At 50.6% G+C, this 21,431-nt stretch carries 14 protein-coding genes, 3 tRNA genes and 1 pseudogene; 4 read left to right on the forward strand and 14 right to left on the reverse strand.

All coding sequences use genetic code 11. The features are described from left to right. Positions 1 to 72: 72 nt before the first annotated feature. From hflC to nnr, 9 genes and pseudogenes are all read right to left on the reverse strand, one after another. On the reverse strand, positions 73 to 1,074 hold the full coding sequence (gene hflC / locus DSM2777_RS23125; RefSeq protein ID WP_040046320.1) for a protease modulator HflC: 1,002 nt from the start codon (positions 1,072 to 1,074) through the stop codon (positions 73 to 75). Next, a complete protein-coding gene (gene hflK, locus DSM2777_RS23130; RefSeq protein ID WP_046457084.1) occupies positions 1,074 to 2,324 on the reverse strand; it encodes an FtsH protease activity modulator HflK in 1,251 nt (416 codons plus the stop codon). Before hflK ends, hflC begins: the two co-directional genes overlap by 1 nt. A gap of 70 nt (positions 2,325 to 2,394) precedes the next feature. Beyond that, positions 2,395 to 3,675, reverse strand: a complete 1,281-nt coding sequence (gene hflX, locus DSM2777_RS23135; RefSeq protein ID WP_046457085.1) for a ribosome rescue GTPase HflX — start codon at positions 3,673 to 3,675, stop codon at positions 2,395 to 2,397. Between the two features lie 98 nt (positions 3,676 to 3,773). Then, positions 3,774 to 4,079 carry an RNA chaperone Hfq gene (hfq, locus tag DSM2777_RS23140; protein ID WP_025798759.1) on the reverse strand — a complete coding sequence of 102 codons (306 nt, stop codon included), beginning with the start codon at positions 4,077 to 4,079 and terminating at the stop codon, positions 3,774 to 3,776. 311 nt (positions 4,080 to 4,390) lie between these two features. After that, on the reverse strand, positions 4,391 to 5,338 hold the full coding sequence (gene miaA, locus DSM2777_RS23145; RefSeq protein WP_061555246.1) for a tRNA (adenosine(37)-N6)-dimethylallyltransferase MiaA: 948 nt from the start codon (positions 5,336 to 5,338) through the stop codon (positions 4,391 to 4,393). A 23-nt stretch (positions 5,339 to 5,361) separates the two neighbouring features. After that, positions 5,362 to 7,281: a DNA mismatch repair endonuclease MutL gene (gene mutL / locus DSM2777_RS23150; protein WP_061555247.1), complete on the reverse strand. Its 1,920-nt coding sequence runs from the start codon at positions 7,279 to 7,281 to the stop codon at positions 5,362 to 5,364. A 50-nt stretch (positions 7,282 to 7,331) separates the two neighbouring features. Then, positions 7,332 to 9,113 carry an N-acetylmuramoyl-L-alanine amidase AmiB gene (amiB, locus tag DSM2777_RS23155; RefSeq protein ID WP_061555248.1) on the reverse strand — a complete coding sequence of 594 codons (1,782 nt, stop codon included), beginning with the start codon at positions 9,111 to 9,113 and terminating at the stop codon, positions 7,332 to 7,334. Between the two features lie 3 nt (positions 9,114 to 9,116). After that, positions 9,117 to 9,587, reverse strand: a complete 471-nt coding sequence (gene tsaE / locus DSM2777_RS23160; RefSeq protein ID WP_025798750.1) for a tRNA (adenosine(37)-N6)-threonylcarbamoyltransferase complex ATPase subunit type 1 TsaE — start codon at positions 9,585 to 9,587, stop codon at positions 9,117 to 9,119. 89 nt (positions 9,588 to 9,676) lie between these two features. Next, a pseudogene (gene nnr, locus DSM2777_RS23165) lies at positions 9,677 to 11,184 on the reverse strand (bifunctional ADP-dependent NAD(P)H-hydrate dehydratase/NAD(P)H-hydrate epimerase). Between nnr and queG the strand changes: the two are divergent. Beyond that, entirely contained in the window at positions 11,183 to 12,328 is a 1,146-nt protein-coding gene (gene queG / locus DSM2777_RS23170) for a tRNA epoxyqueuosine(34) reductase QueG (RefSeq protein ID WP_061555249.1), read from the forward strand. The pseudogene nnr and the gene queG overlap by 2 nt on opposite strands. 311 nt (positions 12,329 to 12,639) lie before the next feature. Here queG and DSM2777_RS23175 read toward each other — a convergent pair. From DSM2777_RS23175 to orn, 4 genes are all read right to left on the reverse strand, one after another. Continuing rightward, a tRNA-Gly gene (locus DSM2777_RS23175) sits at positions 12,640 to 12,715 on the reverse strand. 58 nt (positions 12,716 to 12,773) lie between these two features. Next, a tRNA-Gly gene (locus DSM2777_RS23180) sits at positions 12,774 to 12,849 on the reverse strand. A 56-nt stretch (positions 12,850 to 12,905) separates the two neighbouring features. Next, positions 12,906 to 12,981 (reverse strand) — tRNA-Gly (locus tag DSM2777_RS23185). Positions 12,982 to 13,295: 314 nt separating this feature from the next. Beyond that, positions 13,296 to 13,841: an oligoribonuclease gene (gene orn / locus DSM2777_RS23190; RefSeq protein WP_040046327.1), complete on the reverse strand. Its 546-nt coding sequence runs from the start codon at positions 13,839 to 13,841 to the stop codon at positions 13,296 to 13,298. 171 nt (positions 13,842 to 14,012) lie between these two features. On the opposite strand from orn, the gene rsgA reads away from it, so the two are divergent. The 3 genes from rsgA to mscM all read left to right on the forward strand — a co-directional run bounded on the left by rsgA (position 14,013) and on the right by mscM (position 19,848). Next, positions 14,013 to 15,050: a small ribosomal subunit biogenesis GTPase RsgA gene (gene rsgA, locus DSM2777_RS23195; RefSeq protein WP_061555250.1), complete on the forward strand. Its 1,038-nt coding sequence runs from the start codon at positions 14,013 to 14,015 to the stop codon at positions 15,048 to 15,050. 309 nt (positions 15,051 to 15,359) lie between these two features. Then, a complete protein-coding gene (gene asd / locus DSM2777_RS23200; RefSeq protein WP_061555468.1) occupies positions 15,360 to 16,295 on the forward strand; it encodes an archaetidylserine decarboxylase in 936 nt (311 codons plus the stop codon). A 235-nt stretch (positions 16,296 to 16,530) separates the two neighbouring features. After that, the gene (gene mscM, locus DSM2777_RS23205; RefSeq protein ID WP_046458197.1) at positions 16,531 to 19,848 is read left to right on the forward strand and encodes a miniconductance mechanosensitive channel MscM; all 3,318 of its coding nucleotides are present in this window, start codon (positions 16,531 to 16,533) and stop codon (positions 19,846 to 19,848) included. 573 nt (positions 19,849 to 20,421) lie between these two features. Here mscM and epmA read toward each other — a convergent pair. After that, entirely contained in the window at positions 20,422 to 21,399 is a 978-nt protein-coding gene (gene epmA, locus DSM2777_RS23210; RefSeq protein ID WP_025798737.1) for an elongation factor P--(R)-beta-lysine ligase, read from the reverse strand. Positions 21,400 to 21,431 lie beyond the last annotated feature (32 nt).

Genomic DNA, 21,431 nt, shown 5'->3' on the forward strand with positions numbered 1-21,431 from the left:
CGCAACTAAACGGGCCTTTTCTCATCAAGTTTCCAAAACGCACTTTATTCAGAACGTTTTCTCTAGCAAAGATTATTTAGCGGCTGCATTACCGTTTGGTGATTTCATGTATTTGAAGAAATCACTGTCTGGGCGCAGAACCATCACATCTTGGCCATCTTTGAAGCTATTTTCGTAGGCTTTCAGGCTACGAATGAAGGCGAAGAAGTCTGGATCTTGGCTAAATGCATCAGCAAACAGCTTAGCGGTTACCGCATCACCTTCACCGCGAGTAATACGTCCCTGACGCTCAGCTTCAGCCAGTGTACGCGTTACTTCATAGTCAGCGGTCGCACGTAACTTCTCGGCTTCTTCCTGACCTTGTGAACGGTGACGACGTGCTACGGCTTCACGTTCTGCACGCATACGCTTGTAGATTGCGTCAGAAACTTCAGCTGGCAGGTTGATTTGCTTGATACGAACGTCAACCACTTCGATACCCAGAGCAGCCATACTGTTCGGGTTTACTGCTGGTTGTTTACCGCTAGTTTCACGCTCAACACGTGCTGCTGCGCTCGCAATGGCATCATCTGCATCGCTTGCGGCGGCATCGTCTACCGTACCGGTGTTCAATGCATCACGCACATCTTCCATCAGCTTACCGCGGGAATCCGTTACGATATCTTTGATGTCCAGACGACCGATTTCAGAACGCAGACGGTCACTGAATTTACGTTTCAACAGCACTTCTGCTTGAGAAACATCGCCGCCACCCGTTGCCAAGTAGTAACGACTGAAATCGCTGATGCGCCACTTGATATAAGAGTCAACAATCAGGTCTTTCTTCTCTTTGGTAACAAAACGGTCAGCTTGGTTATCCATAGTCTGGATACGTGCATCCAGCATTTTGACAGATTCAATAAACGGTATTTTGAGGTGCAGGCCCGGTGCATACACCAAAGGCTTGTTCTCATCATCACGCAGAACCTTGCCAAAACGCAGTACGATGCCGCGCTGGCCTTCAGTCACCACAAACAGTGATGCGTACAATACCACCAGGATAACAATGAGAACGAGTAATAGAGACTTACGCATTAGTTATTCTCTCCCTGACGATTGGTATCGTTACGCTGAGCATTCGCTCGGCGCTGGTCCATCACGCTGCTGCTTGAATCTGAATTACTGGATGACTTGGTTGCCGCAGGCGTTGGGTCTAAACGAATCAGGCTAGTATCCTGACTGCCAGATTTCGCCGCTGCGTCAGTTTTGCCACCGCGCATCAGCTGATCCAAAGGCAGAACCATCAGGTTATTGCTCTTATCATCAACCAACACTTTACGGGTGCTACCCAATACACGTTCCATGGTTTCCAGATACATACGTTCACGCGTGATTTGCGGAGACGCTTTGTATTCAGGCAACAGGCGAGCGAAACGACCGACTTCACCCTGAGCTTCCAGAACGGTACGATCTTTGTAAGCACGCGCATCTTCAAGAATACGTTGTGCCTGACCGTTCGCACGAGGCTGAACTTCGTTGGCGTAAGCTTCTGCTTCACGAATGTATTGCTGTTCGTTTTCACGCGCGGCAATCGCATCATCAAATGCAGCTTTAACTTCTTCTGGCGGACGCGCTGTCTGGAAGTTTACGTCCAGCAGGGTGATCCCCATTTTGTAAGGCTTAATGGTTTCTTCCAGCACTTTCTGGGTATCAGTACGAATAATAGTACGACCTTCAGTGAGGATTTTATCCATTGAGTATTTACCAATAACCGCACGCAGCGCGCTGTCAGTTGCCTGACGCAGACTGTCATCCGCATTGGTTACGTTGAACAAGTACTCTTCTGGATTGGTTACACGGTACTGCACGTTCATCTCAACGCGTACCACGTTCTCATCCGAAGTCAGCATCACGCCGGACGCTGCCAGTTCACGCACAGATTCCACGTTAACCGGAGTCACTTCATCAACAAAAGTCGGTTTCCAGTTCAAACCTGGCTGTACCAGATGACTGAATTTACCAAAACGTGTCACGACGCCACGTTCGGCTTCTTTAATGGTATAGAAACCACTTGCTGCCCAGATGACAACCACAGCTGCAACAGCAAGCCCAACCACTTTGCCACCCATAGGTGCGCGTGGATTGCCTGAATTGCTAGAACCCGTGCCTTTACCGCCCAGTCCACCCAGCTTTTTGCTCAGTTTACGGAAGATATCATCCAGATCCGGAGGCCCCTGATCGCGACCACCTTTATTGTTGTTTCCGCCGGAGTTGCCGCCATTATTACTGCCGCCCCCCCACGGGTCGCGGTCCTGTCCGTTATTACCGGGCTGATTCCACGCCATGTTTCGCTCCATTCTTCAATGATTGGTGTTCTTCAGACTCATTTGAGTAGGTGATATTAACCAAGTGTTACTAAATAATATACTTTAGTAATTCTTGTTCACGTTTACAAAGTCGATGCCACTCCACAATTGGGAGCCGGATCTGTAATCCAATACTGCCATCTTCTTCGATCCACTCTTTCTCTATTGCCTGAAGCTGGTAAAAACGGCTACGTAAACGTCCTGCCTCAGGCGGCAATCGCAACTCGTAGCTTGCAATTTCTCCGCTCAAGCGCTCTGTTAACGCTTGGAACAATAAATCAATTCCCGCCCCAGTTTGTGCAGAAACCCAAACTCGAATAGGTAAATTCTCATCGTTCCGATCGATACGCGGTTCGAACTCATCCAGCATATCAATTTTGTTCATTACAAGCAGTACAGGAATTTCATCTGCTTCAATTTCTGCTAATACAGTATTCACTGCATCAATATTCTCATCAACACGAGCATCAGATGCATCAATTATGTGCAATAAAAGTGATGCCTGACGGGTTTCTTGCAGCGTTGCCTTAAACGCGGCCACCAAATCGTGGGGCAGATGGCGAATAAACCCAACCGTATCGGCGAGAACGGTGGTGCCAACATCAACGACGTCAATACGACGTAGCGTCGGATCAAGCGTAGCAAACAGTTGGTCAGCAGCATACACGTCTGCTTTGGTTATGTGGTTAAACAGCGTTGATTTTCCGGCGTTGGTGTAACCCACCAGTGACACCGTTGGAACATCCGCACGACTACGCGCACGACGCCCTTGGTCGCGCTGTTTTTCAACGCGTTCCAGACGAGACAAAATCAGGCTGATGCGATCGCGCAGTAAACGACGGTCTGTTTCAAGCTGGGTTTCGCCCGGACCACGTAAGCCGATCCCACCTTTTTGACGTTCAAGGTGAGTCCAGCCACGCACTAAACGCGTAGCTAAATGGCGTAGCTGAGCAAGTTCAACCTGCAACTTACCTTCATGGGTACGTGCACGTTGAGCAAAAATGTCGAGGATCAGGCCCGTGCGATCAATCACGCGGCACTGGCATAATTTTTCCAGATTGCGTTCTTGGGCTGCGGATAATGCGTGATCAAAAAGAACGACGGAGGCACCGGTTTCTTGAACCGCCTGAGCGATTTCTTCGGCTTTACCTTCGCCAACAAAATACTTTGGATGCGGGGCCTTGCGGCTGCCGGTAACAACGCGTAATGCTTCTACGCCCGCGGAGGAGACTAAGGACTCAAACTCTCTGAGATCTTCAATATCTCTTTCTTGGGAGAAATAGACGTGAACCAATACGGCCTGCTCGCCGGCTTCGTAACGGTCAAACAAACGTGAAACCTCTCAAGCGGATAGGACCGATGAGAACGGAGAGCATCAATGACAAACGATCATTAACACCCTCCGACTGAGATAACGAACGATGCGGCTTATTCAGCGTCATCGCTGTCCTGAGACGACGGTGAAGACGCCTGATTGCTACCGTGGTAGTTGCTGCTGCCGCCAGTTCCCGGATTATTGCTATGATGAGAAACCGGACGAGACGGAACAACGGTAGAAATTGCGTGCTTATAAACCATCTGGCTAACTGTGTTTTTCAACAGAATGACAAACTGATCGAAAGACTCAATCTGGCCTTGCAGCTTAATACCATTCACCAAATAGATCGAAACTGGGACTCGTTCGCGACGCAGTGCGTTCAGGAACGGGTCTTGTAAAGATTGCCCCTTAGCCATTCTATCTTTTCCTTATTTGCTAGTTGTTTGTTGTATGTTACTAAGAGTCCAACGACTCCAATCAAAATAAACTGCGTAAAAATTTGCGCACTGAGTACTTTACTCAAAACAATCCCAGAGACAGACCGTATATTTGTGAGTTCCCAGAAGCATAGATAATCCTGTTATACACAGGTCACTATGTGATTACGGCGAACAGACACAGACAACGCGTCTGCAACGTGAAACATAATGAGTATATGGTGCATGAATCTCCCTGATTCAAGTACCCATCGGCCTAATTACGGCCCAATCACCTCAATTGTACACAATCAATCAAGCGATGCACGAACAACCTGTGCCACACTTTCCAGAGCCTGCAACGGTTCATCACTATCTAACCAATGCACAGACTCCCAACCGCGCAACCAAGTCATCTGACGTTTTGCCAACTGACGTGTTGCACAAATTCCACGGTAAACCATTTCATCGTAGCCTATTTCGCCCTCCAGATATGACCACATCTGGCGGTAGCCCACGCAGCGCACAGAAGGTAAGTCTGTGTGCAAATCACCACGTTCGAACAAGGCTCTGGCTTCGGCTTCAAAGCCAGCGGCCATCATCTGCTCAAAACGCAGGGCAATTCGCTGGTGTAACTGTTCGCGTGTTGCAGGTGCAATCGCAAACTGTTGCACATTGTAGGGTAGCGTCTCGCCTGAAATTTTAGTCAGCTCAGTTAAAGTTTTACCCGAAATAAGAAAAACTTCCAGTGCGCGGCTCAGTCTCTGCGGATCATTTGGATGAATCCTAGCAGCAGAAACAGGATCAACCTGCTGTAACTGACGGTGTAACGCCTCCCAACCCAGCTCTTGTGCCTGTTTTTCTATCTGGGCTCTGACGTCTGGATCCGCAGGTGGCAAAGGCGAAAGACCTTCCAGCAATGCTTTAAAGTAAAGCATGGTTCCACCCACTAAGAGGGGAATTTTCCCTTCAGCGGTGATGGCCGCCATTTCACGCAGTGCATCGGCACGAAAATCTGCCGCCGAGTAACTTTCAGCAGGATCACGGATATCGATGAGACGATGTGGAGCCTGAGCAAGCTCTTCAGCCGTTGGCTTTGCGGTGCCAATATCCATTCCATGGTAGATTAGAGCAGAATCAACGCTAATAAGTTCAACGGGAAAGCGCTGACGCAACGACATAGCAAGAGCCGTTTTCCCAGACGCCGTCGGCCCCATAATAAAAATGGCAGGAGGAAGAGAATTATTGGCGTTAATCATAAAATATTTTATTCAGCTCTTTATCAATGGGACTGTAACGAAACCAGCGCTGGCGTTAAATCTACGGGCTGCAGTAGCGCAGCAGGCGGCGACTTTACCAGCACAGGGCAAAGCCGTTCAACCTCAGCTAACAATTGGATAGCTTGGGAAACGCTCCACTGCTCACGCTCGGTCACTAACTGACTGGCTAACCATTTGCTTATCACCGTTGATTCCGCCTCTGGCGCCGCTGCTAAGAAGGCAAGAAACGCAGGAATAAGCTGCGGTAGGTTCTGATGGCGTAACGGCAGCGGTACGGCCCGTAACGTGGCTCGCTGACGCTCCAAAATAAGATCAATACCTAGATTTTTTAACGTTTCCGCCCCGCTTTGTGCACCTTTGATTTCTTCTGCGCTTAGCGTGAGCTTAACCGGAATCAAAAGCGGCTGCGGGCGTAAGCCCTCGGCTCTTGGTAATAACTGCACCTGACGCAGTTCGATTTCAGCGACGTCTAAATTTAATAAGGCCACGCCGTGCTGGCGTTCTAGCAACGCATAATGGCGCTCACAGATTGTCAGAACGCGTCCAAAGCTACTCTCGCCGTGTTGCAACGGCGCTGAAGCAGGCTGCGGGAACATCTCTGGTTTACGGCTATTTTCCGCGGAAAGAGCATCTTGATGTTGCACCACCTGCGGCTGAGGCATCCGTTTTTCCGGCACCTGCATCAAACGCTGGTATAGCTGCCCTTCCTGTTTCTGATAGCCATCACCTGCGGAAAAATGACGATTTTCACTCGGCGCCCGCTTCTCGGAAGCAGAACCGTGCGAGGTTGGTTTTCCATATGCCGGTGAGGGTTCACGCATCGGGGTTTTACTGAACTGGTTAACACCTGCCGCGACGCGGTTTTCCGGCTCCCAACGCGGCGCTTCTTCTGTTTCAGCCACCACCTCGGGCAACGAAGGCTGTTCAGCCTGTTGCAGGACCGAGATCACCGCCTGATAGATAAAATCATGCACTAAACGCGCCTGATGAAAACGCACCTCATGCTTGGCTGGATGCACGTTGACGTCAACCTGATGCGGATCAACGGTCAAATAGAGAACATAGGCTGGCTGCTGGTCATCTTTCAGCTGATCTTGATAGGCTTGGCGGATAGCATGAGTAATCAATTTGTCACGCATCATACGGCCATTAACATAGCTGTACTGCATTTCGGTCAGCTGACGCGAACCCACCGGATCGGCAACCCAGCCATGAATAGCTAAATCACCGTGTTCCCATTTTATTTCCAGCGCATGCTGAATAAATGCGGTACCGCAGATCGATCCTAGACGGCGCTCTTTTTGTCCATCTTCTTTGACCGCACGGTATTGGCGCATCATTTTACCGTTGTGATGCAGTTGAATCGTCACGTCAAATCGAGCCAAAGCAATGCGGCGCACCACTTCGTCAATATGGCCAAACTCCGTCTTCTCGGTACGCATGAATTTGCGCCGTGCTGGTGTGTTGTAGAATAAATCCAAGACTTCAACGGTTGTGCCGATCGGATGAGCGGCGGGTTTCACCGTTACCGCCATATCACGCCCTTCCGCGTAGGCCTGCCATGCTTCGCTTTGCTCGGCGGTACGCGACGTCATGGTTAAACGCGAGACTGAACTGACGCTCGCCAGCGCTTCTCCACGAAACCCGAGACTCATGATGGCCTCGAGATCGTCAAGTGAGGTAATTTTACTCGTGGCATGGCGCGCTAACGCCAAGGCTAATTCGTCTTTGTTAATCCCGCAGCCGTTATCACGAATTCGGATCAGCTTGGCGCCGCCGCGTTCGATCTCAATATCGATCCGCGTGGCTCCTGCATCTAAACTGTTCTCCACCAGCTCTTTAACCACCGATGCAGGGCGTTCCACCACTTCGCCCGCGGCGATTTGGTTGGCAAGCTGCGGAGGTAAAACCTGAATCGGCATATGTTTTCCTTGGTTAGAGAACCTTAAATAACAAAGAGTGGAATCAACGCTTAAGCCTGTGGGATCACCAGCGTTTGTCCAATCTGGACTTCACCTGATTTCATCTTATTAGCCTGCTGGATTTTGCTCATGCTCACACCATAGCTGGCGGCGATTTTTGTCAACGTATCACCACGTTTTACTGTATGAGTCACACGCTTGGCCTTGGTGCTTGCCGTTTTGCTCACCTCGGTCTTGTTCGACGACGGGGATACTGCTGTAGCGGCTACGCGATTCCCCGCGGGGACTTTCAACTTTTGCCCAACCCAAACGCCTTCTTTCTTCAGACTATTTTGCTGCATCAGCTTGGTCATGGTCGTGCCGTAGCGATTGGCTATGCCTAGCAAGGTTTCACCACGCTTCACAACGTGAATCTGCGTTGCCCCAGAACTCACGCTGCTCGCTGAGAAACTGTTCTCACTCGCGCCACGACTTGCTGTTGGTGTTTTGCTAGAGCTACCGGCCGACACTAAGCTCTGCGGCCGGTTTTCGACCTTTGGGCCATTTTGCAACGGATGCGAAAGGAAATAACTCCGTACCCCCTTATAAATGGCCTGCGCGATTTTCTCTTGATAGGCAGCGCTGCCCAGCAAGCGTTCTTCGCCAGCATTACTAATAAAGCCCGTTTCTACCAGCAGAGACGGAATATCCGGCGAGCGTAGAACGCCTAGACTGGCGTGTTCTGGGCGACGTTTATGCAGATTGCCAATGGACTGCATTTGGCGAATCACCTGCACCGCAACGTCATAACCAACGCGCTGGGAATGGCCAAACTGCAAATCGAGAACCGCTTGGCTAAGGTATTTATCGTCGCCGCTATTGGCTAACACATCACCTGCACCACCCAGCAATTCTGACTGTTTCTCGTGTTGTTCCAGCCATCCCGCCATCTCACTGTTAGCACGACGGTTTGACAACACCCATACAGACGATCCAGTCGCACTGCGATTGGGCGCCGCATCCGCGTGAATTGAAATCAACAGGTTGGCCTGTTGCTTACGCGCCACATCGGAACGCCCCATGACAGAAATAAAGTAATCACCGGTGCGGGTTAATACCGGCTTAAACATCGGGTCGTCATCCATCAAATTCTGTAAACGCTTGGCAATCGCTAACGTTACGTTCTTCTCGCGCAGGCCATTGCCGCCTATCGCGCCGGGATCTTGCCCACCGTGTCCGGCATCGATCGCCACCACCACCTGCGAACCATCAGATCGCGAGCTACGGCGCGAAACAGGAACGGCTGGCGTTTCTGTCGTAGTAACCACCGTTGGCTTGGTCGGATTAAAGGGGTTTCCGCCATTTGATGGCGCAGTGGCTGGCGCTACGCTGCGCGACGAACCATGAGAAGTCGTACTGCGCGGCTGATTAAACACCGGTTTTGGTGCCGCCACAGGGGCATCATATTTCAGCGTAAAAACAACCATCTGCCCTTGATTAGAGGCACTCACCTTGGCTTTACGCGTCACATCAAAAATCAGTTGGACGTTATTATCGCCCGCAATATTACCCGCTCGGATTCGGCTCAGCATATTCTCACCGCTGAACGTCATGGGCAGGCCGCTGGTGATTTTTTTAGTTTCAGAAATATTAACCAGCACCCGATTTGAACTGGGCTGGGAAGAAAAAGTATAGTTGGGTGTTCCGTTAAAGCTCAGCGTCACACGCGCTTCGTTTTTACCGTTTGAAACCTGAATATTGGTCAGCTGCGCAGCGCTAATCGCGCCAGAAAACAGCAGCCCTAACAATCCTAACCACGTTACCGTACAGATTCGCTTCCACATGCGCATCATCGACTACCCTTGTTGCCCGTTCAATCGTGCCAAAATCGACTGGCCATGTGGCGTGTGAGCGTCAATCGACGCTTCTCGGCCCTCGCCCTGATAAGCCATATGCAGGCTCAGGTCTGGATTTGGTAAAAAGCCTTCGCCCTGCTGCGGCCACTCCACCAAACAGATGGCATTCTCATCAAAATAGTCGCGGATCCCCATAAACTCGAGCTCTTCAGGATCGGCCAAGCGGTATAAATCGAAGTGATAGACGTTCATCGGCGTTAACGCATAGGGTTCAACCAAGGTATAGGTTGGGCTCTTCACGTTGCCCTTATGGCCCAACGCCTGTAAAAAACCACGGCTAAAGGTGGTTTTGCCCGCACCTAAATCACCATATAAGTAAATAACGGTCGCACTATCACAGGCGTTCGCCAGTGAAGTACCCAATGCGATGGTTGCCGTTTCATCCGGCAAAGAAAGTACGATGTTTTTCATAATAGTTATTTCTTACTGGTTCTTTATTAAGGTTTTTCTTTAGGATCAGCGTGTTCGATAACAGTTTGCTATGGCAATACGTCAGACTCTTAAGCCATCTTAGGGTTCACATAATGACGAATAACGGCAAAAAGATCTGTCGCTAACATGCCGCGCTCACCAAACTCTTCCGCAATTTCATCAGCAGCCGCACCGTGTACCACGCATCCTGAACAGGCAGCATCATACAGCGGAAGCTTTTGTGCCAGCAAACCGCCGATAATACCAGACAAAACGTCCCCCATCCCGCCGGTTCCCATTCCGGGATTCCCCACGTCCGCAACGGACACTTTTTTTCGCTGGCGATCAGCGTTCCGGCACCCTTTAGCACCGCCACGCCGCCATATTTTTGCTGAAGTTTTTTTACCGCCTTTATTCTATCTAGTTCAATCTCAGCCACACTGCAATTTAGTAGCCTTGCCGCCTCGCCAGGATGCGGTGTCAAAATGCGGTGCTGATTCACGCTTGGTGACTGCGCTAATAAATTCAGCGCATCGGCATCCCACAGCATGGGTTTGTCGAAACGCTGAAGTTGCTGCACGGCTTGGCGCGCCCACTCCGTTTGACCTAAGCCGGGGCCAATCACAATCACGTCAGCCCAATCAAGCGCGGCTTCAAGCGAGGCTTTGGTTAACGCCTGCACCATCATCTCAGGACAAGACGTCAACAATGGCGAAATATGCTCGATGTGAGTAAGTACTCGCACCATCCCAGCACCGCTACGCAGAGCAGCCTCACCCGCCATTCGGATAGCGCCAGCCATACCGTAATCGCCACCAATAAGCACGAGACGACCATTATCGCCTTTATGCGAACAAGGGCGTCGAGGATGCAGCCACGTATTCAGCAGGCTGGCATCAAGTCGCGCAATCGGCGCATTCTGCTTTTTGAGCCAGTGAGATAGCCCCAACTCGTCACAATGTAATGTGCCAATCACCTCACGGGCATATCCGGTGAGTTGCCCTGGTTTACAGGCAATAAACGCTTGAGTGTGCTGAGCCTGAATCACAGCGCCATCGGCATGGCCGGTATCGGCGTTCAGACCAGAGGGAATATCAAGAGAGAGTATCGGGGCAGGATGCTGATTTGCCGTTTGAATCAATGACGCATACGGTTCACGCGGTGCTGCCCGCAAACCAATGCCTAGCAGCCCATCAATAATCAGCTCAATATCATCAGCGAATTCAGCGCTGGCGCCCTGAATCTTGCCACCGGCGCGTATCCATGCATCCTGAGCCTGCTGCGCTTCCGGCGGTAGCGGTCCATTATGCTCAACCGCAACCAACGTGACCTGTATGCCTAATTGCCGCGCTAGACGCGCCACGACATAGCCATCACCGCCGTTATTGCCATGACCGCACAACACTAACCAGCGGCGAGTAGTGGGATAAAATTGCCGCGCACGATGAAAAGCCGCCTGTCCCGCACGTTCCATTAGCTGATACAAAGACAATCCCAACTCAGATACCGCTCGCTGCTCAAGCTCACGGACGTTATCCGCAGGATAAACAGAATATGGTAAACTGGAGTTGAAATGTTTCTGAAAATGGCCCGTCATGACACACCCCCTCGATCTCAATCAGTTAGCCCAACATATCAAGCAATGGGGGCAATCGCTAGGATTCCAGCAGGTTGGAATATGTGATACCGACCTATCGGTTGAAGAGCCGCGCCTGCAGGCATGGCTGGATAAGCAATATCACGGTGAGATGGAGTGGATGGCGCGCCACGGCATGATGCGGGCCAGACCGCACGAATTACATCCCGGCACTCTGCGGGTTATCAGCGTGCGCATGAACTACCTTCCTGCAAATGCGTCTTTCGCTAAAACGCTCAAAAATCCACAGCTAGGCTATGTGAGCCGCTACGCCCTTGGGCGGGATTATCACAAACTACTGCGTAATCGGCTTAAACGTTTAGGCGATATGATCCAAGAGTATTGCGTGGATATAGACGTTAACTCTCGCCCATTCGTGGATTCCGCTCCTATTTTAGAACGCCCTTTAGCCGCTAAAGCCGGAATTGGCTGGGTTGGTAAACACTCACTTATTTTAAACAAAGAGGCCGGTTCCTGGTTCTTTTTAGGTGAGCTATTACTCGATCTACCACTCCCAGTTGATAAGCCCCAAGATGAGCAATGCGGCCGCTGCGTGGCCTGCATCACCACCTGCCCAACCGGTGCGATTGTTGAACCTTATGTCGTGGATGCCCGCCGCTGCATTTCCTATCTCACCATAGAGCTAGAAAGTGCCATACCGGAAGAGTTCCGCCCGCTGATGGGCAACAGAATCTATGGATGTGATGATTGCCAGATGATCTGTCCGTGGAATCGCTTCTCTCAGCTAACCGAAGAAGGCGATTTTAGCCCGCGCCAAAAGCTGCACACGCCAGAATTGATCGAACTATTTCAATGGGATGAAAAAACCTTCCTAAAAATCACCGAGGGGTCAGCCATTCGTCGGATTGGGCATCTGCGCTGGCTGCGTAATATTAGCGTCGCTTTGGGCAATGCTCCCTACGACGCACAGATTATTCCTCTGCTGCAATCAAGAATGGGATTGTCTGAGGTTTTAGATGAACATATCGAATGGGCGGTTAAACAGCAGCAAGAAAAACGCAGCGAAAACGTAATAGAAATTCAGACCAGCCAACAGAAACGGCTTATTAGAGCGATTGAGAAAGGCCTACCGAGAGACGCATGACCCACTGGGAATATCATGTTTATCAGCGTTAAATTTTGTTGCCCTTCGCCTGTGTATAAAAATAAATTTAGTTTGTGATTCAACAGCAAGACAAAGTGCAAGTGATCCGTATGTCATTTTTAACATTAAATTAGTTTATTTAAATCAAAAGGTTAATTTAATGGTCTTGTGCTGGTTCTAGGAAGGTATGAGAAAGATATGCTGGCTAGCCTGTGGATAACTCTGTTCATGAAAATCATACTGATTATGACAAATAGAGAAACTGCCCACATGAGGCATCGCTAAATTGAGAAGAATTTTAAGAAGAAAATTGGAGCGGGAAACGAGACTCGAACTCGCGACCCCGACCTTGGCAAGGTCGTGCTCTACCAACTGAGCTATTCCCGCATTTGACGCTTTAGCATCGACACCTTACTACTGGGTCAGTAATAACGGCGTTAGAAATTGGAGCGGGAAACGAGACTCGAACTCGCGACCCCGACCTTGGCAAGGTCGTGCTCTACCAACTGAGCTATTCCCGCAACTTGGTATAGGTACTGCTTTTTTACTTTCAGCCGCCTAAGCGACCTTCTAAATTTGGAGCGGGAAACGAGACTCGAACTCGCGACCCCGACCTTGGCAAGGTCGTGCTCTACCAACTGAGCTATTCCCGCATTGTCGTGCATTTCGTATCAAACATGGATTAAAACGATATCCGAAGAACTCGTAATTCCGTGTCGGTACGGGGAGCGCATTATACGAGAATTTCTTTCCCCTGCAAGCCCCTAACAAGAAATTTTTTAAAATTTCGTTCGTTTGCCGATAAAAACGACAACAAGGGCGAATTATCGACAACATCCGGATAAAAAACAACTATTACGTTAAATATCGGTGGTTCGCAGCGTAAATACCGCGATGAAGATCGACTAAAAACCCCCATCGCAGCGTGTTAACGCTTCATCGTGCTAACGTTCCAAAGTGCTAACGCTTAAAGCTTGATAAAGTTTTCACGGTAATAGGCGAGTTCAGCCACGGATTCGCGAATATCATCCAAGGCTTGATGCGTACCCTGCTTTTTGAAACCAGGCAAAATCTCTGGTTTCCAGCGGCGCGCCAACTCTTTTAGCGTACTCACGTCCAGATAGCGATAGTGGAAATACTGTTCCAACTCAGGCATATACTTGAACAGGAAGCGGCGATCCTGTCCAACGCTGTTACCACAGATCGGAGAAACGCCCGCAGGCACCCACTGCTGTAAGAACTCAATGGTTTTCTGCGCTGCGGTTGCGTCATCGATAGTGCTGGCTTTGACACGATCAACTAAGCCACTACCGGTATGGGTGCGCACGTTCCACTCATCCATCAGCGCCAGCTGTTCATCCGATTGGTGTACCGCAATCACCGGCCCTTCCGCCAGAATATTTAAATTGGCGTCGGTCACCAACGTCGCAATCTCAATGATGCGATCGACTTCGGGATCGAGCCCCGTCATTTCTAAATCGATCCAGATTAAATTCGTTTCACTTCCACTCATTGCGGCCTCGGCTCTTCTTCTTCATCAATAGCGTGTATCATAGTCTTTTTGGCGACAACGAGCGATGGTCGTCAATTTCAGATTCGTTTTTGATATGGGTTTGTATGCCCGCCGAGCCTGGCGCTGCATCAAACTAACGTCGAGTTCGTTCAAACAAATGAGTGAGGCGCAGTGAGTAAGAACAAACTATCGAAAGGCCAACAACGCCGTGTTCAGGCAAACCATCAGCGTCGCCTGACCAAAACTGATAATAGACCAGAACTGGATGACTCCCTGTTTGGCGAGCCACAAGAAGGGATTGTTGTCAGCCGTTTCGGCAAACATGCCGACGTTGAAGCCGCCGATGGCACTCAGCATCGCTGTAATATCCGTCGAACCATTCGTTCACTGGTTACCGGCGATCGCGTGGTGTGGCGTTCTGGCGCACAGCCGGGCGTAAAGGGCATTGTGGAAGCCGTGCATGAACGCACCTCAATGCTAACTCGCCCCGATTTCTACGACGGCCTAAAACCGATTGCCGCCAACATCGACCAAATAGTTATTGTGTCGGCCATTTTACCTGAGCTGTCGCTGAATATTATCGACCGCTATCTGGTTGCCTGTGAAACGTTAGAGATTGAGCCATTGATTGTGCTCAACAAAATCGATTTGCTGGATGAAGAAGGCCGTAAATTTGTCGAAGAAGCGATGGATATCTATCGCCATATTGGCTATCGCGTACTGATGGTATCGAGCCACTCGCAGGAAGGTATCGCTGAACTACAGAATGCGCTCACCGATCGCATCAGTATTTTTGCAGGCCAGTCCGGCGTGGGGAAATCCAGCCTACTCAATGCTCTGCTGCCAGAACTCAACCCTATCTTAGTCGGTGCAGTTTCTGATAACTCAGGTTTAGGTCAGCACACCACCACGGCGGCGCGTCTTTATCACTTCCCACAGGGCGGCGATATTATCGATTCCCCCGGGATCCGTGAGTTTGGCCTATGGCATCTCGATCCAGAACAGGTTACGTTAGGCTTCATTGAATTCCGCAAATACCTCGGTGGCTGCAAATTCCGCGACTGTAAGCACGACAACGATCCGGGTTGTGCCCTGCGAGAAGCCGCAGAAAACGGCGAGATTGCCGAAGAACGCTTTGATAACTATCACCGCATTTTAGAAAGTATGTCGCAGGTAAAAACGCGTAAAAATTTCTTTAATGAAGATTAGAATTTTCTGATTATTGAATGATTTATCAAATAATTGTGGCTGCACCACGTGAGTACCTCTCTCGCGATGCGGCCTCAAATATTGATAATATATACGGGCGTGCCTATCTGGTGCGGCCTCAATGTGACCTAAGTCACCGCAAAAGCATCACGGTTTTGCTTTAGTGGCATGTTATCCACCACGCTTTGGAAGGTGGAAAATCAGCATGCGAAGTGTTAAAAAGCAGACCAATTTATTGAGAATTTATTCCGACGACGCAGATTTTTATTCCAGCGTCCCTCGGAAACTGACCCATTGGAAGAGGCTAACGTGCTCGATAGCATTAAAATTAAACTTCAATATTTACTGCCTAAACAAGGCCTGACTCGTCTTGCTGGTTGGGGCGCGAACAAAAAGGCTGGCTGGCTGACCCAAGCGGTTATCAAAGCTTTCGTCGGCTATTACAAAGTAAATATGAAAGAAGCGCTCTATCCAAACCCAGAGCACTACAAAACATTTAATGAATTCTTTGTTCGTCCACTGCGCAGCGGTGTACGCCCGGTCGCCGATCACGCCGACGGTCTGGTTTTACCGGCCGACGGTGCAATCAGCCAATTAGGCAAAATCGAACAAGGTAAAATCTTGCAGGCCAAAGGCCATGACTACTCTTTAGAGGCCCTGTTAGCGGGCAACTATTTGTTAGCCGAAGAGTTCAAAGATGGTCATTTTGCCACGACCTACCTGTCGCCACGTGATTACCACCGTGTACATATGCCTTGTAACGGCGTATTGCGTGAAATGATCTACGTTCCTGGCGACCTGTTCTCGGTGAACCCGCTTACCGCCGCTAACGTCCCTAACTTGTTCGCACGTAACGAGCGTCTCATCTGCATTTTTGACACAGATTTTGGCCCAATGGCACAGATTTTAGTCGGTGCAACCATTGTTGGCAGCATCGAGACTGTTTGGTCTGGTACGGTTAACGTGACCCGTGAAGGCATTATTCAGCGGTGGACTTACCCAACTGCGGGCAATGAAGGCGCGGTTGTGTTGAAAAAAGGCGAAGAAATGGGCCGCTTCAAACTCGGCTCTACGGTTATCAACCTGTTTGCTGCCAACCGTATCGAATTTAACGCCACCCTAGCCAGCGGAGCCAAAACGCTCATGGGGGCTGAATTTGCTCACAGCGTTAATGCCGCGGCACCGGTAGAAACCGTGACCGCAGAAGACACCATAGAGCAGACCGAAACACCTGCCGCAGAGTAAAACGCGTAGTGGCAAGCCACAATTGATGTGGGCTTGCCATCTTTCCCGCCTTTATTCTTTAGTTTATATACCCAAAATAATTCAAGTCGCATTGAGGCGGCGACGCAGTGAATCCTAGGAGTTTACATAAGTAAATGACTGGGGTGAGCGAGGAAAGCCAACAAAGATGCCACTTGAAGTATGACGGGTATAAAGAATTAATCCGAGAAACGTTCGTAAAAAGAAAGGAAGAGTTATGCGCCTGATTACCAAATTGTTGATAACCGGGTTACTGATGTTATCCCTTCCACTTAGTGCGAACGCCGCACTGAATGAGCAACAACTCGCCCAAGAACTCAAACAAGCCGAATCCAATAAAAACACCCCCAATCAGGCTGAACTGGTTGAGGCGCTTCAGAGCGCACTTAACTGGATCAATGAGAGTAAAGAGTCTGCTCAACGTACTCAGCAATATCAGAAATCCATCAGTGATTTTCCCAAACTCACGCGCGAACTCCGCCAACAGCTCAGCGATGAAAGCACCCCACCGCTGCCCGCGGCATCCATACCCGCTAGCGAAGCAGAACAACAAATTCTGCAAATTAGCAGCCAACTGTTGGAAGTTTCACGCCAGTTACAGCAAGAACTCGACCGCTCACGTGTCATCAGTGATTCGTTAAGTCAGGTTCCGCTCAAACAGGCTACCGCCCGCAAGGACTTAACCGAGGCCGAACGCCGTTTGCAAAATCTGGTCGTCACCAGTACCCCGTTGGCACAGGCCCAATCAAGCCAGCTACAGGCTGAGGTCGCGGCACGTAAAGCGTTGGTCGACGAATTAGAGTTGGAGCAGCTTTCTGCCAATAACCGTCAGGAATTGGCACGTTTACAGGCAGATGTACTCCGCAAACGCCATGAGCGCCTCGATCTTCAGTTACAGGATTTACGTAACTCGCTGAATACTCAACGACAACGTGAAGCCGAACAGGCCTTAGAACGAACGCAGCAATTAGTTGAACAAAGCGGGGATTTGCCCAAATCAATTTCCGATCAGCTGAAAATCAATCAGGAACTGTCTCGCGCATTGAATGAGCAAGCGGCGCGCATGGATGATATTGCCAACCAACAGCGAACCGCCGCGGCGCAAACTATTCAGGTGCGTCAGGCTCTCAGCACCATTCGTGAACAGGCCCAGTGGCTAGGGGTTTCCACCGCGTTGGGGGAAACGCTACGTGCGCAGGTTGCGCGCTTGCCTGATATGCCTAAACCGCAGCAGCTCGATGGCGATATGGCCAAACTGCGCGTGCAGCGTTTGTACTTTGAAAACCTACTCAACAAAATTGAACCAGCCGCCGACTATAAGCAAAACGATGGTAAGCCCTTAACGATTTCACAGCAGCGTTTGTTACAGCCACAGCTTAAAACACAGCGCGAGTTACTGAATTCACTGCTTTCCGGCTGTGATTCGCAAATCCTAGAATTAACCAAACTTAAAGTCGCCAACACCCAGCTTATTGATGCGCTGACCGAGATTAAAGACGCCACCCACCGTTATCTTTTCTGGGCGGCGGACGTTGATCCTCTAGGCGTTAGCGCACCGTTAGACGTGATTCAGAGCCTCAACCGTCTGCTGTCGCTGGATACGCTTTCTCAGCTTAGCCAAGCGTTTCTCATGATGCTCACAACCAAAGAAACGCTGTTGCCGCTGTTTGGTGCCCTATTGCTGGTTGGCTTTAGTTTTTATTCTCGCCGCCATTATCAGGCCTTTATGGAGCGCGCCAGCAGCAAGGTCGGTAAGGTGACCCAAGATCATATTTCGCTCACGCTGCGCACGGTGTTCTGGTCAATTCTCGTGGCGTTGCCGCTGCCGGTGCTGTGGGCGGCGTTAGGCTACGGATTACAAAATGCATGGCCCTATCCCATGGCCGTTGCCATTGGTGATGGCGTAACAGCCGCGCTGCCGGTGCTGTGGGCATTTATGATCAGCGCCGCATTTGCTCATCCAAACGGGTTATTCATTGCGCATTTCCGTTGGGAAGAACAACAGGTTAAGCGCGCAATGCGCTACTACCTCATGTCAATTTGGTTAATCGTGCCGCTGCTGATGGCGCTTGTTACCTTCGATAATCTAGACGACCGCGCCTTTGCGGGCTCGCTGGGACGCGCCTGTTTCATCATGCTGTGTGTGGCGCTCAGCTTGCTAACCACCAGCCTGAAGCGCGCAGGTATTCCGCTTTACCTCAACAAACAGGGCGACGGCGAAAACCTGATCAACCACGCGCTATGGTGGATTTTGCTGTGTGCACCGCTGGTGGCCGCTTTCGCTTCCCTGCTGGGCTACTTCAACACGGCGCAAATTTTATTAGCGCGTTTAGAGAGCTCGGTGGCCATCTGGTTCATCTTGTTGGTGGTGTATTACATCATCCGCCGTTGGATGTTGATTCAGCGCCGTCGTATCGCCTTCGAGCGAGCCAAACAGCGCCGCGCAGAACGCTTAGAAAAGCGTACCAAGGGTGAAGAGGATTCGACTCCGCACAGCGTTGAAGGGAGTCAGGACATTGAAGAGCCAGTGGTCGATCTCGACGCCATCAGTGCTCAATCGCTTCGTTTGGTTCGTTCGATTCTTACCATGATTGCGCTGGTATCGCTTATCTGGCTGTGGTCTGAATTGCATTCAGCCTTCGCGTTTTTGGAAAACATTCGTCTGTGGGATGTCACCAGCTCATCACAGGGAGTTGAAAGCCTCCAGCCTATTACGCTCGGGGCGGTGCTGATCGCGATATTAGTCATGATCGTCACGGTGCAGCTGGTCAAGAATCTGCCCGCTCTGCTGGAGCTTGGGTTGCTGCAACATCTTGATTTAACGCCAGGCACCGGATATGCCATTACCACCATCACCAAATACCTGTTGTTGCTGATTGGCGGCCTGATTGGTTTCTCGATGTTGGGCATTGAGTGGGCGAAATTACAATGGTTGGTCGCCGCGCTGACCCTCGGTTTGGGCTTCGGCTTACAGGAGATCGTTGCTAACTTTGCCTCCGGCTTGATCATTCTGTTTGAAAAACCGATCCGCATCGGCGATACCGTGACAATCCGCGATCTCACCGGCTCCGTGACCAAAATCAATACGCGCGCTACCACGATTTCAGACTGGGACCGCAAAGAGATCATCGTGCCCAACAAGGCCTTTATCACCGAGCAGTTTATCAACTGGTCGTTAAGCGATGCCGTCACCCGTGTTGTGCTTACCGTGCCTGCCGAGGCAACAGCCAGTAGCCAAGAGGTCACAGACGTTCTGCTTGAAGCGGCATCAAAATGCTCGCTGGTGCTCGATACGCCTGCGCCAGAGGCTTATCTGGTGGATATACAGCAAGGGATCCAGATTTTCGAACTGCGTATTTATGCCGCTGAAATGGCGCACCGTATGCCGCTGCGTCATGAGATCCATCAATTGATCTTGGCGGGCTTCCAGCAGCACGATCTGAAACTGCCGTTCCCACCGTTCCAAGTCAGCACCGATACGTTGCGACAGGCGCGGGGAAGTATGAGAAGGACGTTTACGACTGGAGGGTTATAACCTCAGTTATTAAATAACGATGAGAAACTCTGCCTGCCATAAATGCCATGGCGGTGTAAGGTTTCGTTCGCCTATCCGCTACGGTATTCACATACAAACTGCGTAGCAGGCGACCGATGAGGGGCGCCAGCGCGCGCCCCTTCAATCCTCGCGCTTTTATCCGAAATGCCATCTCCGCTCCGGTTTGGTATCGCCCATCCCGGGCGCCCCAAACTCCGCCGGAACATCCCTGTACCGGCGGCTCTCTCTACCAAGACTTAAACGATTAAAAGATAAGAAAGAAGAGATAATAAAATCTTTGTCTTTTTTATGTTGAAAGAATGCATTTTAGAGCCGCCAGCAGGGATGCTGGTGGCAGGTTGAGGGCGCACAGGACGTGCGCTCCGAGACCGGTCGGACAAACGACTCGGTTAAAAGCGCGAGAGTGAAGAGGTTGCGCGCTGGCAACCTCTTCTCGGACGCCTACGTCTGCGGTTTCATGGAAACACAAATGCTCACAGGCGGACGAAATCTTTCACCGCTCTTACATAAAAGATTCTAAATGCAAGGCGGCGTTGCTTAGCCAAAAATTACCTACGCCCTATCCACCGGAAACGCAATCACTTCACTTAACCGTTCTGCCTTGAGCGCCAGCATAATCAATCGATCAACGCCAAGTGCGACACCCGAGCAATCCGGCAATCCGTGCTCTAATGCCGCCAGCAGATTTTCATCCAGTGGATGCTCAGGCAAGCCCATTGCCGCGCGTTTGCGGTTATCTTGCTCAAAGCGCATGCGCTGCTCGCGAGCATCCGTTAACTCATGGAAACCATTCGCCAGCTCGATGCCTTTGTAATAGACCTCAAAGCGCTCCGCCACACGGTGATCTTCGGTGCTGATTTGCGCTAAAGAGGCCTGCGAGGCAGGGAAATGGTATACAAACGTTGGCTTATCACGGCCAATATTCGGCTCAACGCCAAAGGTAAACAGCAGCTGTAACAGCGTATCGCGATCTTCTTCTTGATCGGCCACGTTGCTCAGATCGAGCTTCGCCGCCACTTCGCGCAACTGTACTTTGTCGGCAGAAAGCGGGTCCATATCCAAATGACGAATAAACGCCTGCTGGTAGGAAAGCGTTTCGGCGCTGTCGCATTCCAATACCTGTTGCAGAAGATCGTCGACCTCATTCATTAAACGGTACATGTCGTAGTGTGGGCGATACCACTCCAGCATGCTGAATTCAGGATTATGATGTCGGCCTGACTCTTCATTGCGGAAGCTTTTGCCGAGCTGATAAATCGGCCCGCTGCCCGCTGCTAACAGGCGCTTCATGTGATATTCCGGGCTGGTCATCATGTATAGCGTCATGCCCTGCGCCGCACCGGGGCCCACAAAATGGGTTTGGAATGGCACAAGATGAATGTCCGTTACCGTTGCCTGGCTCATTGCCGGCGTGTCGACTTCAAGAACACCGCGGTCCGAGAAGAATCGACGAATGGTGGACACGATTGTCGCGCGCTTCAACAAATTGGCGATAGGGGCACTTGGCTGCCAGCTTGCCGTTTCGCTCATGATAATTACTCCGCTATAAAACAGGATGTGCA

Source organism: Obesumbacterium proteus, assembly GCF_001586165.1.
In the GTDB taxonomy this organism is placed as follows: Bacteria; Pseudomonadota; Gammaproteobacteria; order Enterobacterales; family Enterobacteriaceae; genus Hafnia; species Hafnia protea.

Coding starts and splice junctions, on each gene's coding strand:
- amiB (WP_061555248.1), bottom strand. CDS start 9,113: ATGATGCGCATGTGGAAGCGAATCTGTACGGTAACGTGGTTAGGATTG.
- queG (WP_061555249.1), top strand. CDS start 11,183: ATGACACACCCCCTCGATCTCAATCAGTTAGCCCAACATATCAAGCAA.
- epmA (WP_025798737.1), bottom strand. CDS start 21,399: ATGAGCGAAACGGCAAGCTGGCAGCCAAGTGCCCCTATCGCCAATTTG.
- hflC (WP_040046320.1), bottom strand. CDS start 1,074: ATGCGTAAGTCTCTATTACTCGTTCTCATTGTTATCCTGGTGGTATTG.
- tsaE (WP_025798750.1), bottom strand. CDS start 9,587: ATGAAAAACATCGTACTTTCTTTGCCGGATGAAACGGCAACCATCGCA.
- miaA (WP_061555246.1), bottom strand. CDS start 5,338: ATGATTAACGCCAATAATTCTCTTCCTCCTGCCATTTTTATTATGGGG.
- mutL (WP_061555247.1), bottom strand. CDS start 7,281: ATGCCGATTCAGGTTTTACCTCCGCAGCTTGCCAACCAAATCGCCGCG.
- hfq (WP_025798759.1), bottom strand. CDS start 4,079: ATGGCTAAGGGGCAATCTTTACAAGACCCGTTCCTGAACGCACTGCGT.
- orn (WP_040046327.1), bottom strand. CDS start 13,841: ATGAGTGGAAGTGAAACGAATTTAATCTGGATCGATTTAGAAATGACG.
- hflK (WP_046457084.1), bottom strand. CDS start 2,324: ATGGCGTGGAATCAGCCCGGTAATAACGGACAGGACCGCGACCCGTGG.
- mscM (WP_046458197.1), top strand. CDS start 16,531: ATGCGCCTGATTACCAAATTGTTGATAACCGGGTTACTGATGTTATCC.